At 70.0% G+C, this 15,351-nt stretch carries 15 protein-coding genes; 1 reads left to right on the top strand and 14 read right to left on the bottom strand.

The features are described from left to right. Positions 1 to 168: 168 nt before the first annotated feature. The 12 genes from OG252_RS40040 to OG252_RS39985 form a co-directional block, all read right to left on the bottom strand. Positions 169 to 3,021: a DEAD/DEAH box helicase gene (locus OG252_RS40040; RefSeq protein WP_266442615.1), complete on the bottom strand. Its 2,853-nt coding sequence runs from the start codon at positions 3,019 to 3,021 to the stop codon at positions 169 to 171. A gap of 40 nt (positions 3,022 to 3,061) precedes the next feature. Continuing rightward, positions 3,062 to 3,952: a diacylglycerol kinase gene (locus OG252_RS40035; RefSeq protein WP_329342332.1), complete on the bottom strand. Its 891-nt coding sequence runs from the start codon at positions 3,950 to 3,952 to the stop codon at positions 3,062 to 3,064. A 31-nt stretch (positions 3,953 to 3,983) separates the two neighbouring features. After that, positions 3,984 to 4,931, bottom strand: a complete 948-nt coding sequence (tatC, locus tag OG252_RS40030) for a twin-arginine translocase subunit TatC (protein WP_266442608.1) — start codon at positions 4,929 to 4,931, stop codon at positions 3,984 to 3,986. Positions 4,932 to 4,978: 47 nt separating this feature from the next. Continuing rightward, entirely contained in the window at positions 4,979 to 5,269 is a 291-nt protein-coding gene (gene tatA, locus OG252_RS40025; RefSeq protein ID WP_266442606.1) for a Sec-independent protein translocase subunit TatA, read from the bottom strand. Between the two features lie 275 nt (positions 5,270 to 5,544). After that, the gene (locus OG252_RS40020) at positions 5,545 to 5,739 is read right to left on the bottom strand and encodes a hypothetical protein (RefSeq protein ID WP_266442604.1); all 195 of its coding nucleotides are present in this window, start codon (positions 5,737 to 5,739) and stop codon (positions 5,545 to 5,547) included. Positions 5,740 to 5,748: 9 nt separating this feature from the next. Beyond that, positions 5,749 to 6,024, bottom strand: coding sequence for a hypothetical protein (locus OG252_RS40015; RefSeq protein WP_406491735.1), 276 nt, complete (start codon positions 6,022 to 6,024; stop codon positions 5,749 to 5,751). Positions 6,025 to 6,035: 11 nt separating this feature from the next. Further along, positions 6,036 to 7,076, bottom strand: a complete 1,041-nt coding sequence (locus tag OG252_RS40010) for a helix-turn-helix transcriptional regulator (RefSeq protein ID WP_266442599.1) — start codon at positions 7,074 to 7,076, stop codon at positions 6,036 to 6,038. 15 nt (positions 7,077 to 7,091) lie between these two features. Further along, positions 7,092 to 8,045, bottom strand: a complete 954-nt coding sequence (locus OG252_RS40005) for a helix-turn-helix transcriptional regulator (RefSeq protein WP_266442596.1) — start codon at positions 8,043 to 8,045, stop codon at positions 7,092 to 7,094. A 144-nt stretch (positions 8,046 to 8,189) separates the two neighbouring features. Beyond that, positions 8,190 to 8,561 (bottom strand): FKBP-type peptidyl-prolyl cis-trans isomerase, encoded by a 372-nt coding sequence (locus tag OG252_RS40000; RefSeq protein WP_030835713.1) that lies wholly within the window; start codon positions 8,559 to 8,561, stop codon positions 8,190 to 8,192. Positions 8,562 to 8,637: 76 nt separating this feature from the next. Then, the gene (locus OG252_RS39995; protein WP_266442591.1) at positions 8,638 to 9,639 is read right to left on the bottom strand and encodes an FKBP-type peptidyl-prolyl cis-trans isomerase; all 1,002 of its coding nucleotides are present in this window, start codon (positions 9,637 to 9,639) and stop codon (positions 8,638 to 8,640) included. A 128-nt stretch (positions 9,640 to 9,767) separates the two neighbouring features. Further along, positions 9,768 to 11,129: a Pup--protein ligase gene (gene pafA / locus OG252_RS39990; RefSeq protein ID WP_121404192.1), complete on the bottom strand. Its 1,362-nt coding sequence runs from the start codon at positions 11,127 to 11,129 to the stop codon at positions 9,768 to 9,770. A gap of 9 nt (positions 11,130 to 11,138) precedes the next feature. Next, complete coding sequence (locus tag OG252_RS39985; RefSeq protein ID WP_266442585.1) at positions 11,139 to 12,392, bottom strand: MFS transporter; 1,254 nt, start codon at positions 12,390 to 12,392, stop codon at positions 11,139 to 11,141. A 126-nt stretch (positions 12,393 to 12,518) separates the two neighbouring features. Here OG252_RS39985 and OG252_RS39980 point away from each other — a divergent pair, with 126 nt between their 5' ends. Next, a complete protein-coding gene (locus tag OG252_RS39980) occupies positions 12,519 to 13,535 on the top strand; it encodes a LacI family DNA-binding transcriptional regulator (protein ID WP_266442583.1) in 1,017 nt (338 codons plus the stop codon). 53 nt (positions 13,536 to 13,588) lie between these two features. Here the strand turns inward: OG252_RS39980 and prcA are convergent, their stop codons facing one another. Beyond that, positions 13,589 to 14,335, bottom strand: coding sequence for a proteasome subunit alpha (prcA, locus tag OG252_RS39975; protein WP_266442580.1), 747 nt, complete (start codon positions 14,333 to 14,335; stop codon positions 13,589 to 13,591). Positions 14,336 to 14,406: 71 nt separating this feature from the next. Then, positions 14,407 to 15,252, bottom strand: a complete 846-nt coding sequence (prcB, locus tag OG252_RS39970) for a proteasome subunit beta (RefSeq protein WP_266442578.1) — start codon at positions 15,250 to 15,252, stop codon at positions 14,407 to 14,409. Positions 15,253 to 15,351: the final 99 nt, after the last annotated feature.

Genomic DNA, 15,351 nt, shown 5'->3' with positions numbered 1-15,351 from the left:
AGCGGTTGGCGCGTCAACACCGGCACCTCGATGAGAAACCGATTCCGCGCCGTTCCGAGGACGGACACCCCCCGACACGTCCCCGACCCACCACCCAACCGAGGGCGCTACGCGCACCCCCACAAGACCGCACAGGCATCCGCCCCCAGCCCAGCGCAGCGGCGCGGCTCAGCCCACCGACGAGTACGCCACCACACCCCGCAGCAACTCATCGACCGCCTTGCGCGCGTTCTTCGCGACCGTCGACCCCTCGGCATGCGCCGCGGCCGAGATCTGCCCGAGCACGTCGATGACCTGCTTGCACCAGCGCACGAAATCACCGGCCGGCATCTCCACCTCGCGCAGCACCTCGTCGAGCCCCTTCCCGGAGGCCCACATGTACGCGGCCCAGGCAAAACCGAGGTCCGGCTCGCGCTGGCCGACACCTTCGGTCTGGTTGATCCGGAACTCCTCCTCCAGGGCGTCCAGACGCCCCCAGATCCGGACCATCTCACCGAGCGCGGCCTTCGCCTTGCCCGAGGGCACCTTGGGCGCCATGGCATCGTCGGCGACCCGGGACTCGTACACCAACGCCGAGACGCAGGCGGCCAGTTCCGCGGGGGAAAGGCCCTCCCAGACACCGGCCCGCAGGCATTCGCTGGCCAGCAGGTCGAGTTCGCCGTACAGCCGGGCCAGCCGCTTGCCGTGCTCGGTGACCTCGTTGGCCCGCAGGTAGTCCAGCTCGGTCAGCAGCGCGACGATCCGGTCGAACGTCCGGGCGATGGTGTTCGTGCGTCCCTCGATACGCCGCTCCAGCTGCGACGTGTCACGCAGCAGCCGGTGGTAGCGCTCGGCCCAACGGGCATGGTCCTCACGGTCGTTGCAGCCGTGGCAGGGGTGCGCGCGCAGGGCGGTGCGCAGCCGGGCGATCTCCCGGTCGTCGGCGGCCTGCGACCGCTTCTTGCGGGCCCGCTCCGGCGGAATGTGCCCGGCCTTGGTACGCAGCGCGGAGGCGAGGTCCCGACGGGACTGCGGGGAGCGCGGGTTGAAGGACTTCGGGATCCGCATCCGCTCCAGCGCCTCGACGGGCACCGGGAAGTCCATCGACGCGAGCCGCTTGACCTGCCGCTCGGCGGTCAGCACCAGCGGGCGCGGACCGTCGTGCTGCTCGAAGCCCCGGTGGCCGTTCGACCGCCCGGCCGGCAGTCCCGGGTCCAGCACCAGGGCCAGCCCCGCGTACTTGCCCGTGGGGACGTGAATGACGTCCCCCGGCTTGAGCTTCTCCAGCGCGACGGCCGCCTCGGCACGCCGCTGGTTGACGCCTTCCCGGGCCAGCTCGGTCTCGCGGTCCTTGAGTTCGCGGCGCAGCCGCGCGTACTCCTCGAAGTCCCCGAGGTGGCAGGTCATGGACTCCTTGTAGCCGTCCAGCCCCTCCTCGTTGCGCTGCACCTGCCGCGAGATCCCGACGACCGACTTGTCGGCCTGGAACTGCGCGAAGGACGTCTCCAGCAGCTCCCGCGAACGATGCCGGCCGAACTGCTCCACCAGATTGACCGCCATGTTGTACGACGGCTTGAAGCTGGAGCGCAGCGGATAGGTGCGCGTGCCTGCCAGTCCCGCCAGGTGGTCGGGGCTGGTGCCGCGCTGCCACAGCACGACCGCGTGACCCTCGACGTCGATGCCGCGCCGGCCCGCACGCCCCGTCAACTGCGTGTACTCGCCCGGTGTGATGTCGGCATGCTGCTCGCCGTTCCACTTGACGAGCTTCTCCAACACCACCGACCGCGCGGGCATGTTGATGCCCAGCGCGAGCGTCTCGGTCGCGAACACCGCCTTGACCAGGCCGCGTACGAAGAGCTCCTCGACGACCTCCTTGAACGTCGGCAGCATGCCCGCGTGATGGGCCGCGATGCCGCGCTCCAGGCCCTCCAGCCACTCGTAGTAGCCGAGGACGTGCAGGTCCTCGGTCGGGATGGAGGCCGTGCGCTCCTCGACCAGGGCGCGCACCTTCTCCCGCGCCTCGTCGTCGTTGAGCCTCAGGCCCGCGTACAGACACTGCTGCACGGCGGCCTCGCAGGCGGCGCGGCTGAAGATGAAGGTGATGGCGGGCAGCAGGCCCTCGGCGTCGAGCCGTTCGATGACCTCGGGCCGGCTCGGCGTCCAGACGCGGGAGCGCTGCCGGCGCTCGCGCTCACGGTCCGCCTCCCGCATCGCACGGCCGCGCTTGCGGTCCTGGTACGACGGCCGGCTCGCCTCCATGCGGGCCAGCCGCGTGAGGTCGGGGTTGACGGCCTTCTTGTGGCCCTCGCCCTCCTCGAACAGGTCGTACATCCGCCGCCCGGCGAGCACGTGCTGGAACAGCGGCACGGGCCGGTGCTCGGAGACGATCACCTCGGTGTCGCCGCGAACGGTGTCGAGCCAGTCGCCGAACTCCTCGGCGTTCGACACGGTGGCCGACAGCGAGACGAGGGTGACCGACTCCGGGAGGTGGATGATCACTTCCTCCCAGACGGCTCCCCGGAAGCGGTCGGAGAGGTAGTGCACCTCGTCCATGACCACGTATCCGAGGCCGAGGAGGGTCTGCGAGCCCGCGTACAGCATGTTCCGCAGCACCTCGGTGGTCATCACGACCACCGGGGCATCGGAGTTGACGCTGTTGTCGCCGGTGAGCAGGCCGACCTTGTCCGCGCCGTAACGGCGGCACAGGTCGGCGTACTTCTGGTTCGACAGCGCCTTGATCGGTGTCGTGTAGAAGCACTTCTTGCCCTGCTGGAGGGCGAGGTGGACGGCGAACTCGCCGACGATCGTCTTGCCGGAGCCGGTGGGCGCGGCCACCAGGACGCCCTTGCCCGCCTCGAGTGCCTGACAGGACTCGATCTGGAAGGGGTCGAGGCCGAAGTCGTACATCTCGCGGAAACCGGCGAGCGCGGTGGCCTGGTCGACAGCGCGCCTACGTGCTGCCGCATACCGCTCGGCCGGTGAGAGGTCCTCTGTCATCGTGCTTTCGAGACTACCGGGCCCCACTGACAACAGGACGATCATTATCCGGATCCGATGACGATAAACATCGAATCCGCGCAGCTCACGGCCCTATGACCCGCACCGCACCCGGTACACAGCGCGCGGTCAGCGGCAGCGGCCCGAACGGCTCGCCGTCGGCGTACCCGCTGATCCCCCGGGCGGCGATCTCGACCTTGGCCGCCCGCACCACCGTGACCTTGGGATGGTCGACGTGCCGGCCGCGGTACACGCTCGGAAACACCCTGAGCAGCGTCGTACGGCTGCAGTCGCCGACCACCGTGATGTCGAACAGTCCGTCGGTGAGGTCGGCGCCGGGACAGATCCGCATGCCGCCGCCGTACGACGACCCGTTGCCGACGGCCACCAGGGTCGCCTCGACCTCCCGTACGTCACCGTCGTCCAGCGTGATCCGGTACGGGAAGGGCTTGAACGCGGCGAGTTCGGCGAGCATCGCCAGGTCGTACTTGAGGCGCCCCGTCGGCCATCGCATGCGGTTGCCGCGGTCGTTGACCCGGGAGTCGAAGCCGGAGGCGAGGACCGTGCCGAACCAGCGGCCGTCCACCTGACCGAGGTCGATGTCACGCAGCCGGGCGCCCTTGAGGGCGTCGGCGATCAGCCGGCCCGCGGCGGCCGGGTCGCGCACCGGCAGGCCGAGGGCGCGCGCGAAGTCGTTGCCGGTACCGACGGCGACCAGGCCGAAGGGGGTGCGGGTGCCGGCGACCGCCTGGAGGGCCAGGTTCGCCATGCCGTCGCCGCCGACGGCGATCAGCGCGCCGGTGCCGTCCGCGACGGCGGCACGCGCGCGCGTGAGGGCGTCCTCGGCGTTCGCACCGAGGACCGTACGCACGGAGAATCCGGCCGCCCGCACAGCGGAAGCGGCCGGCTGCGCCGCGTGGGCGCCCCGGCCGCGACCCGCGGTGGGGTTGACGAAGAGGGTGATCTCGCTGGTCACGCCCCGGACGTTACAAGGGCGGGCCGCTCGGTCAGGTCACGTCGTCATAACCGTTGACCCGCTCCGTGCTCGCCTGCTCGGGCAGCGCCCGGCTGGCCGAGACGGTCTCCACGTCCCCGATGTCCTCAGGGGTGAGGTCCAGCTCTGAGGCCTCGTCGTCGGCGGGGCCGAGCGCGTCACGGCGGCGCCTGCGGCGGTCGTTGACCAGGGAGAAGGCGACCGCACCGAAGTACAGGATCCAGATCGGTCCGGCCAGCGCCAGCATCGTCAGCGGGTCGGTGCTGGGCGTGGCGACAGCCGCGAACACCGTGATGCCCATGATCATGCCGCGCCACCAGCCGACCATCCGCTTACCGGTGATCGCCCCGGTGAGGTTGAGGAAGACCAGCAGCAGGGGCAGCTCGAAGGAGAGACCGAAGACGAGCACCATGCGGATGACGAGATCGAGCAGGTCGTCCAGCGGCAGCAGGTTGGAAGCGTCGGCCGGTGTGAACTCGAGCAGCACCTTCGCCGTGGTGGGCAGCACCGTGTAGGCGAAGTAGGCGCCGCCCAGGAACAGGGGGGCCCCGGTGCCGACGAACGCGTAGGCGTACTTCTTCTCGTGGCGGTGCAGGCCGGGCGCGACGAACGCCCACAGCTGGTAGAGCCACACCGGCGAGGCCAGGACCACACCGGCCATCAGCGACACCTTCAACGCCAGGGTGAAGGGGGTGAGCAGACCGTTGATGGTGATCTGCGCGCACGGCTCGCTGGACTTCGACTTGGACAGCTGCTCGAAGGTCTGCTCACAGCCGACCGAGTCCAGGATCGGCCTGGTGATGAGATTGATGATGTCGTTGTAGAAGAAGGCGGCAACGACAGTGACGGCGACGATGGCCAGCATCGCCTTCGCGAGCCGGTTGCGAAGCTCACGAAGGTGCTCCGCGAGGGGCATCCGCCCCTCGGGATCCTTCTCCTCTTGGCGGGCAGACTTCAGCAACCCACGTTCCCATCTCGTGCGGAGGGCCGGAGGTCACCGGCCCTGCGTCAGCGCTTGGTCGTGTCCGTCGGCTCGGTGACCGGGCGGGAGCTGGTCACGTCACCGGGGGCGGCCTGGATGGTGCGCTGGACGGGGGGCTGCTGGTCGTCGTGCGGCGGCGCAGCGGGAGCGGACGCGTTGTCCTGACCCTCGGTCTTCATCGCCTTGGCCTCGCTCTTGAGGATCCGCGCGGACTTGCCGAGCGAGCGCGCCATGTCCGGAAGCTTCTTGGCGCCGAACAGCAGGATGATGACGACGAGGATGAGAATGATCTCGGGGGCGCCGAGCCTTCCGAACATAAGTCTTTACCTTCTCACCGAGGCGGCTGGGGTGGGGTGCTGTCCGACCGGTCGGACATGTGTCCGACCGACCGTGCTTGACAGCGATCGTAACGCTCAGGGGTAAACGCCTGGCAATCCCTGTGCGTACTCCCGGTCCGCGGCCCGGGCCTCGTTCTCCGGACCGCGACATGCAGAGTACCTGCCGGAACCACCAAGTTGACAGGGCGAAGTGGCCCAAAGCGCATCACACCCGCGACTCACACCCACGACTCACAGGGGACACTCTGGACGACTCACAGCGAATCCACGGAGCGGGCCGCGCTCATGGAGGCCCGCTCCAGATCCTCCGCGGCCCGGTTGATGCGCCGCGCCGAGTCCGTGACCTGCCTGCCCAGACGCTGCGCCTCCAGGAAGACGCGTACGGCGAGCACACCGAGAACGGCGAGACCCAGAAAACCCACTGCTACCGCGAACATCGGCCAGAACATGGGCCGAGCCTAGAGGGTGGAGTGCAGGCGCAGGGTCCTGACCCCGCCGCCCGTCAGCAGCTCGACGATCCGCTCGCCCGCGGGCTTGCGGACGGCCGCTCCGCAGTCGGGGCAGGTGAAGGAGTAGAAGGTGGTGCGGCTGCTGGCGCCGATGGCCAGGCGCAGGGCGTTCGCGGTGAGCTCGAAGCGGCCCCGGCAGTCCGGGCAGCCGGCCCTGAACGTCACCGGCGTCACACTCTTCATTCCGGCGAACGCGGCGGCCACCGACATTCCCATGCCTGACATCGACGACTCGCTCAAAGCTCCTGCTCCTGCCTGCCGTGCTGACCGTCCTGAACCGCGTGGGCGCCATGAGCGCCGTGCGCCTCGACCCCGTCGTACGCCGCCAGCGCCTCGCGGGCCGCCTCGCGGGCGCTGTCGGCGAGGTCTCGCGGCGAGACGATCCGGCCCTCGCGCCCGAGCCGCAGGGCCAGCCGCTTGAGCGAGGCGGGTTCCGGGGTGCGCAGAGTGATACGCAGCCCGCCGTCCGGAAGCTCATCCGCACTGTCGTGCGGGTAGTACTCGGCGACCCAGCGCCCGCCGGGTCCGACCTCGACGACGACCTCCGGGTCCTCGGCGGCGGGCTGCACCAGCCCCTCGGACAGGTCCCGCAGCTCGATCTCGGGCGGTGCGGACGGCTCGTCGAGGATCTTGATCTCGGCGACCCGGTCGAGCCGGAAGGTACGGCGCGCCTCCGAGCGGCGGCACCAGGCCTCGACGTAGGTGTGACCGACGCTGACCAGGCGGATCGGGTCGATCTCGCGCTCGGTGACCTCGTCGCGGGCGGGCGAGTAGTAGCGGATCCACAGGCGGCGGCGCTCGGAGATGGCCCGGTCGACGTCCGCGAAGACGCCGCCCTCCGATTCGAAGGTCACGGACAGCCGGGAGCTCGCCCCCGCCTGCTCGCCGGCCGCGGCCTCCACCTTGGCGGTGGCCCGCAGCAGTGCCTGCCGGTCGCTCTCGCGCAGGCCGGGCAGCGTGGACACGGCGCGGGCGGCGACCAGCAGCGCGGTGGCCTCGTCGGAGGCGAGCCGGAGCGGCTCGGCGACGTCATCGGGGTTGTGCCACCAGATGCGCTCGCCGTCGGTGTCGATGTCGAGCAGATCGCCGCCGCGGAAGCTGGTGCCGCACATGGGCAGCACGTCGAGGTCGGAGACCAGCTCGTCCTCGGTGATCCCGAAGGCCCGGGCGACGTCCTCGACCCGGGCGCCGGGACGCTCCCTCAGATACGTCATCAGGGAGAGCATCCGCCGGGTCTGGTCGATGGCATTGGCCGGCCTGGCCGGTTTTCCCACCACTCTCGTACGCCCCCCTCAGCCCTTGGCCACGGCACGCAGCCGGTCCACCACGTCGGCCCGTAGTTCGGCGGGTTCCAGGACCACCACGTCCGGCCCGAACTCCACCAGCCAGGCATCCAGCCCATGGCCGTACGGAATCTCCAGCTCGTCCCAGCCGTCCCCCAGTTCCCGTACCGAGGCGGCCTTGGCCCGCAGGGGGTAGCCCGCACCGGCGCGCAGCCGGATCAGCGCGGAGCGGTCGGCGGTCTCGCCGGCCCAGCTCGCGACGGTCTCCCGGACGGTGACGACATCGGGCACGGGGGCGGTGAACCGGGCGCCACGGGTGCGCACCTTGCCGGTGATCCGGGACAGCCGGAACACCCGCTCGGCACTGCGGTCGCGGTCCCAGCCCGCCAGGTACCAGTGGCCGCGCCAGCACTCCAGCGCCCACGGCTCGACGTGCCGGGGCTCGGGGTGGGCGGCGGTGGCCTTGCGGTAGTCGAAGACGACCGGGCGGCGGTCGCGGCAGGCCAGCATCAGGGGCTCGAAGGCGGCCTCGTGCACCGGGATGCGCGGCTCGAGGGCGCCATGGGTCTCGTACGGGTCGAAGTCCTCAGGGAGTCCCGCGGCGCGCAGCTTCTGCAGGGCGCCGCTGGCCGCGCCGGCGAGCCGGGCCTGCTGCCAGACCTTGGCGGCCAGCCCGAGGGCGGCGGCCTCCTCGGCGTCCAGGGTGACGGGCGGGAGGCGGTTGCTGTCGCGGCGGGCGAGGTAGCCGACCTCGCCGTCCAGGTTCTCGACGGTCTCGATGACCAGGCCGAGTTCGCGCAGATCGTCCTTGTCGCGCTCGAACATCCGGTTGAAGGAGTCGTCCGAGCCGGCTTCCAGATAGGCCTCGATGGACTCACGCAGCTCGCGTTTGCTCAGCGGCCGCCGCGTCCCGAGCAGACACAGCGCCAGGTTCATCAGTCGCTCGGCCTTGGCAATGGCCATCGACGCCCTTCGCCTCCCTATGGTGCTTACGGACGATGACCGTACCGCCCCGAAGTGGCGGGGCAAAAGCCGAGGGCCCATGCCCGGACAGGCATGGGCCCCAGGTGATCGAGACCGGTCGTACGACGATCAGACCCCGAGGAGTCAGACGCCGAGGAGGTCGACCACGAAGATCAGGGTCTCGCCGGGCTTGATCGCCGGGGTCGGGCTCTGGTTGCCGTAGGCGAGGTGGGCGGGGATGGTCAGCTGGCGGCGGCCGCCGACCTTCATGCCCTGCACGCCCTGGTCCCAGCCCTTGATGACCCGGCCGCCGCCCAGCGGGAAGCGGAAGGGAGTGCCGCGGTTCCAGCTGGCGTCGAACTCCTCGCCGGTGCTGAAGGCAACGCCCACGTAGTGGACGGTGACGGTCTGGCCCGCCTGCGCCACCTCGCCGTCGCCCTCCCAGATGTCCTTGATCTCCAGGTCCGCCGGGGGCTCGCCGCCCGGGAAGTCGATCTCGGGCTTGTCGATGCTCACGTCTCTAGCTCCTGCGTGTGTACGGAAAGTGCGTTGTACGGAAAGGCAACAGGCACAGTCTTACATCTCGGTGGGGTCACATCTTCGCGAGGATGTCGACCGTGAAGACCAGCGTGGAGTCCTTCTTGATCTCGCTGCCGGCCGGCGGGCTGTCGCCGTAGCCCAGGTCCGGCGGGACGACGATGAGGACCCGGCTGCCGACCTTCTTGCCGGTCAGGCCCTGCGACCAGCCCTTGACGACCTGCTGGAGCGAGAACGACGTCAGCGCCTTGCGGCCGTACGTCGAGTCGAACTCCTTGCCGGTGTCCCACAGGACGCCCTTGTACTGCACGAGGACGGTGTTCTCGGCGGCGACCTCGTCGCCGTCACCCTCGATGACGTAGTTCGCGACCAGCTTCGTCGGCGCGGCGCTCTTGGGGACCTCGACGGAGGGCGCCTTGCCGTCGGTGTTGGTGCCGACCTTCGGCAGGTCCACGTTGTCCTGGGCGACGTCCGTGCCCTTGGCGGAGCTCTTGGCGTTGAACGACTCCACCAGGTCGACGACGAAGACCAGCGTGTCGGTGCCCTTGATGCCGCCCTCCGCGTAGCCCTGCTTGCCGTACCCCCAGGTCGGCGGGACCGCGAGCTGGACGCGGCTGCCGGTCTTCTTGCCGGTCAGGCCATACCGCCAGCCGTCGATGATGCTGCCCGAGGCGAGCTGGATGAGCAGGGGCGTCTTGCGGTCGTAGGAGTTGTCGAAGACCTTCGCCGTGTCCCAGATCTGCCCGAGGTAGTTCGCCTGGATGTAGTCGTTCTCGGCCACGGTGGTGCCGCTGCCCGCGATGACCGTCTTCACCGCGAGGTCCTTGGAGGGGTCGCCGCTGCCCTTGGCGACGGTGGGCTTCTCGCCGAACTTCGTGCCCGCGGTGATCGCCGGAAGGGGACCGTCGACGATCTTCGGCGCCGGAACGGACGCCGAGCCCGACGGCGAGGGCGACGCTGTGTCGCTCGCCCCGCTCGATCCGGACTCGTCGTCACCACATCCGGCGAGTGCGACCAGTCCTGTGGGTACGGCGATGAGAAGTGAGCGTCGGCGCACGGTGGGGGCCTCGTAATCGGTCGATCTTGTTGATGGCGTGCGCGCAACTCTACGGCGTGAGAAGGGCGCCGTACGTGAAACGTACGGCGCCCGTGTTGCGTTCCGAATGTTCCTTCGGAACGGGTTGCTCACATTCCGGCGATCAGCTTCTCGACCCGGTCGTCCACCGAACGGAACGGGTCCTTGCACAACACTGTGCGCTGAGCCTGGTCGTTGAGCTTGAGGTGGACCCAGTCGACCGTGAAGTCACGGCGCTGTTCCTGCGCCCGCCGGATGAAGTCGCCGCGCAGGCGCGCCCGAGTGGTCTGCGGTGGCACCGACTTGCCTTCGAAGATCTTCAAGTCGTTGCAGATCCGGGCGGCTTGGCCCTTCTTCTCCAGCAGGTAGTACAGGCCACGACGGCGGTGGATGTCGTGGTAGGCGAGGTCTATCTGCGCGACCCGCGGGTGGGACATGGTCATGTTGTGCTTGGCCCGGTACCGCTCGATGAGCTTGTACTTCATGACCCAGTCGATCTCGGTGCCGATCCGGTCGAGGTCCTCGGCCTCGATCGCGTCGAGCGTACGGCCCCACAGCTCCAGGACCTGCTCCACGGTGCCGGTGCGGATGCCGCGGCGCTCGCAGAAGTCCACGGCCTTCTCGAAGTACTCGCGCTGCACCTCCAGGGCGGAGGCCTCGCGGCCGCTGGCCAGGCGGACCTTGCGGCGGCCGGTGATGTCGTGGCTGACCTCGCGGATCGCCCGGATCGGGTTCTCCAGGGTCAGGTCGCGCATCACGGTGCCGGCCTCGATCATGCGCAGTACCAGGTCGGTGGCGCCGACCTTGAGCAGCATGGTCGTCTCGGACATGTTGGAGTCGCCCACGATCACGTGCAGGCGGCGGTAGCGCTCGGCGTCGGCGTGCGGTTCGTCGCGGGTGTTGATGATCGGCCGGGAGCGGGTCGTCGCCGAGGAGACGCCCTCCCAGATGTGCTCGGCCCGCTGGCTGACGCAGTACACCGCGCCCCGCGGGGTCTGCAGCACCTTGCCGGCGCCGCAGAGAAGCTGCCTCGTGACGAGGAACGGAATCAGGATGTCGGCGAGCCGGGAGAACTCCCCGTGCCGGGCCACCAGATAGTTCTCGTGACAACCGTAGGAGTTGCCCGCCGAGTCGGTGTTGTTCTTGAAGAGGTAGACGTCGCCCGCGATTCCTTCCTCGTGCAGGCGTCGTTCGGCGTCTACCAGGAGTCCTTCCAGAATGCGCTCGCCTGCTTTGTCGTGGGTGACCAGTTCGGTCACGTTGTCACATTCGGGTGTCGCGTATTCCGGATGTGACCCGACATCGAGATAGAGGCGGGCACCGTTCCGCAGAAAGACATTGCTGCTGCGGCCCCATGACACGACACGGCGGAAGAGGTACCGCGCCACCTCGTCGGGAGACAGGCGTCGCTGTCCCCTGAACGTACACGTGACGCCGTACTCGTTCTCCAGCCCGAAAATGCGGCGGTCCATGAGTGAACATTACGCCCGATCCCCCGAGCTGAAACGGGGTTCGACAGCACGGTTTGGATCATTTTCCGATGAAGCCGCAACCACCGTGCCCCCGGCGGAAGCTGCGAGGACCCGCCGCGTGGCCAGCAGAACGAGCAGCGACACGGCTCCCGCGGCGCCCGGTACGGCGAACCCCCACAGGGCGCCGCCGGCCTCGACGACCGGCCCCGTGAGGCCCGTTCCGACGGACGTGCCCACGGTGAACGTCGTCACCAGCCAGGAGAACGCCTCGGTGACCGTCCCGCGCGGTGCGTGCCGGTCGACGAGGACGAACGCGCAGGCGATGACGGGCGCGAGGAAGACGCCCGCGAGGACCGTGAGCAGCGTCATGGCCACCGCGCCCGGTATCAGCATCAGTGGCAGGTAACACACCGCCAGAAGGGCCACCAGGGCCTGCAGTCGCCGCACCGGTTCGCCGGTCCACTGCCGCGCCCCGTAGGACAGGCCGCCGATGAGCGCTCCGAGGCCGATGCCCGCCATCAGCCAGCCGTACACCACGTCGCCGCCGTTGTCGTCGGCGTAGGAGACGGAGGCCACGGTGATCGAGCCGAGCGCGATGCCGACGAAGAAGAGCGCGCCCAGCAGGGCGAGGAGTCCCGGCGAGCGCAGTGCGCCGAGCCAGTGCGCCTCGCGGGGCGCCGACCGCCACGCGCGCGAGGGCGGCGAGACGGACACGGAGAGCGCGCCGAGCACCCCGATGACGTTCAGGACGAGCAGCGCGGCCTGCGCCGACCACAGCGAGGTGCACAGGGTCACGAGCAAGGGGCCCGCGGTGAACATGACTTCCTGCGCCACGGCGTCCATGGCGTACGCCGTGTGCACCTGGCCCTCCTTGCGCAGGACGCTGGACCACAGCGCGCGCAGACCGCCCTCCAGGGGCGGTGTGAACAGCCCGGCGGCCGCCACTGCGGCGTAGGCCAGGGGCAGCGGCTCGGTGCCGGTGAAGGCGAAGGCGGCCATCGCGAGGGCCGACAGGACGGCGGCGGACAACTGGACGCGCGGCTGGCCGTGGAGATCCACGAGCCGCCCCAGCACCGGCTGACCCACCGCGTTGGCCACGCCGTACACGGCCACGAGTGCCCCGGCCAGGCTGTAGGAGCCGCCCTCCGCGCGGACGAACAGCACGATCGCGATCGCGGCGGTGGCGTTCGGCAGCCTCCCCACGAGGGTGCCGACGAGCAGCCGGGCGGCGTGCCTCGCCCTGAGGATCTCCAGGTATCCCACGGCCCTGTCCCGTCCTTCCCTCGCGGTTGACGCTTGCCGATCACACTTCGCGTGTTACGTATAACGTCCTCTGTCATACGTACCATGTGCGCTGTCCACGCGTCCAGACGAAGGAGCAGGCAGCCGGTGGCACGAGGCAGCACCCGCCCCACGAGCCGTGACGTCGCCCAGGCCGCCGGCGTCTCCCAGGCCGCGGTCTCCCTGGTCCTGGGCGACAAGTGGCGCGGGCGGGTGTCGGAGACCACCGCCGAACGCGTCCGGGAGGCCGCCCGCGAGCTGGGCTACCGGCCCAATCTGGCCGCCCGCAACCTGCGCCTGGGCCGTACCCGCACGGTGCTGCTGGTGGTCCCCGCGCTGACGACCGAGTTCTTCGCCGGCGTCTACACGGGCGCGGCCCGGGTCGCCGCCGAACACGGCTTCGGGGTGGTCCTGTACCCCTCCCCCGAAGGCATCGGCCCCGCCCGGGACCCCTTCGCCTCCGCGCAGGCCGCCCTGGACGGCGTCATCGCCTCCTCCATGGCCGCCGACGCCCTCTCCGCGATCCGCGGCGACCAGCTGCCGTTGGTGATGCTGGACAGCGACCCGTCGGGGAGCCTCGGCGTGGCCACGGTCAACCTGGACATCACCGACGGCGTGCGACAGGTCGCCGAGCACCTCCTGGGCCTGGGACACCGCCGCTTCCTGCACCTGGCGGCGGACGTGCCGTCCTGGACCTTCGAGGTGCGCGCCCGCGAGCTGGCCGCCCGGGTCGGCGAGGTGCCCGGCACCTCGCTGCGCGCGGCCCACGCGCCGATCTCCATCGAGGGCGCCCTGGCCGCCGCCGAGGCCGCTCTCGCCGCCCCGGGCCCGCGACCGACGGCGCTGGTCTGCGACGACGACAAGCTCGCCGCCGGCGCCTACAAGGCGCTGCGGCGCCTGGGTCTGCGCGTCCCCGACGACGTGTCCGTCACCGGGCTCGACGACCTCGCCCTGGCCACGGCCATCGACCCGGAGCTGACGACCGTACGGCTGGACGCCGAGCTGTTCGGCGAGCGCGGCATGCAGGCCCTGCTGGCGGTCCTGGAGGGCCGTACTCCCGAGGCGGGGGACATTCCCGTCGAGCTGGTCGTGCGGGGCTCCACGGGGCCGCCGAGCGCCTCCTGACGCGCCTGTGCCCCGGCCGAGGGTCGGCCGGGGCACATCGGAAGCGGGACGGGCTACTTCTCGTCGGGTTCCTCGGCGCTCTCCGCCTCGGTGGTCGCTCCGCCGGCCTCCAGCAGCCGGCCCAGCTGCCCTCCGACGATGCGCTTGAACTTGCGCTTCTGCGGACGCGTACGGTCCAGCACCGCGACCTCCAGGCGCTCGGCGGGGATCTCCCGCTCGCTGCCGTTGGTGTCCCGGGACAGCGCCTGGACGGCCAGCTTCAGCGCCCCGGCGAGCGACATGCCGTCCTCGTGACGCTGGTCCAGGTAGCTGCTGATCGTCTCGGCGTTGCCGCCGACCGCGACCGAGCCGTGCTCGTCCACGATCGAACCGTCGTGCGGCAGCCGGTAGATCTGGTCGCCCTCGGGCGTCTCCCCGACCTCGGCGACGACCAGCTCCACCTCGTACGGCTTCTCGGCCGCGGACGAGAAGATCGTGCCCAAGGTCTGTGCGTAGACGTTGGCCAGGCCTCGGGCCGTCACGTCGTCACGGTCGTAGGTGTAGCCCCGCAGGTCGGCGTACCGGACGCCGCCGATGCGGAGGTTCTCGTACTCGTTGTACTTGCCGGCGGCCGCGAAGCCGATCCGGTCGTAGATCTCGCTGAACTTGTGCAGCGCGCGGGACGGGTTCTCGCCGACGAAGACGATGCCGTCGGCGTACTGCAGCACGACCAGGCTGCGGCCACGGGCGATGCCCTTGCGGGCGTACTCCGCCCGGTCGGCCATGGCCTGCTGGGGTGAGACATAGAACGGCGTCGACACCGGTTATCCGTCCCTCTCTTCTGAGTTCCGTCGAATTCCCTGGATCACCTTGGTAAGTACCGGCCCGCCGGCTAGAGCAGCGCGGCGCGCGGGCCGTCGGGCTGCTCCAGGCGCCGCTCCAGGATCGAGCGGGCGATCTCGGAGGACTCGTCCTCGTCGAGCCGGCGGAAGCCGTCCTCGGTGATCACGGTGACGATGGGGTAGATCCGGCGCGCGACATCGGGACCGCCGGTCGCCGAGTCGTCGTCTGCCGCGTCGTAGAGGGCCTGCACCACGAGCATGGTGGCCTCGGCCTCGGTCAGGCCGTCATGGAAGAACTTCTTCATGGCACCGCGGGCGAAGACCGACCCGGAGCCGGTGGCGGCGAAGTTGTGCTCCTCGGAGCGGCCGCCGGTGACGTCGTAGGAGAAGATGCGGCCCTTGCCGCGGTCCACGTCGAACCCGGCGAAGAGCGGGACCACGGCCAGGCCCTGCATGGCCATGGCGAGGTTGGAACGGATCATGGTCGACAGGCGGTTCGCCTTGCCCTCCAGGGAGAGCTGTGCACCCTCGACCTTCTCGAAGTGCTCCAGCTCCAGCTGGAAGAGCTTGACCATCTCGACCGCGAGACCGGCGGTGCCGGCGATGCCGACGGCCGAGTACTCGTCGGCCGGGAAGACCTTCTCGATGTCGCGCTGTGCGATGACGTTGCCCATCGTGGCGCGCCGGTCACCGGCGAGCACGACACCGCCGGGGAACGTCACGGCCACGATCGTGGTGCCGTGCGGCGCCTCGATCACGCCCTGGGTGGGCGGGAGCTGCCGGTTGCCCGGAAGAATCTCCGGCTGGTGTTCGGACAGGAAGTCCATGAAGGAGGACGAGCCGGGCGTCAGGAAGGCAGCCGGCAGACGCCCGGTGCTACGAGGGTTGGCTTCCACGCGATTCCTTCCACGTAAGGCGGCGGCCAGCCGGGGACGGCCGAGCCGATCATCAAATCTGTGCACGGACCATACCCGTGCCCACGCCGGTCATCCGTC

The sequence above is a fragment of the Streptomyces sp. NBC_01352 genome (assembly GCF_036237295.1).
Classification (GTDB): Bacteria; Actinomycetota; Actinomycetes; order Streptomycetales; family Streptomycetaceae; genus Streptomyces; species Streptomyces plumbiresistens.
This window is presented reverse-complemented; position numbering and strand designations above follow the sequence as displayed.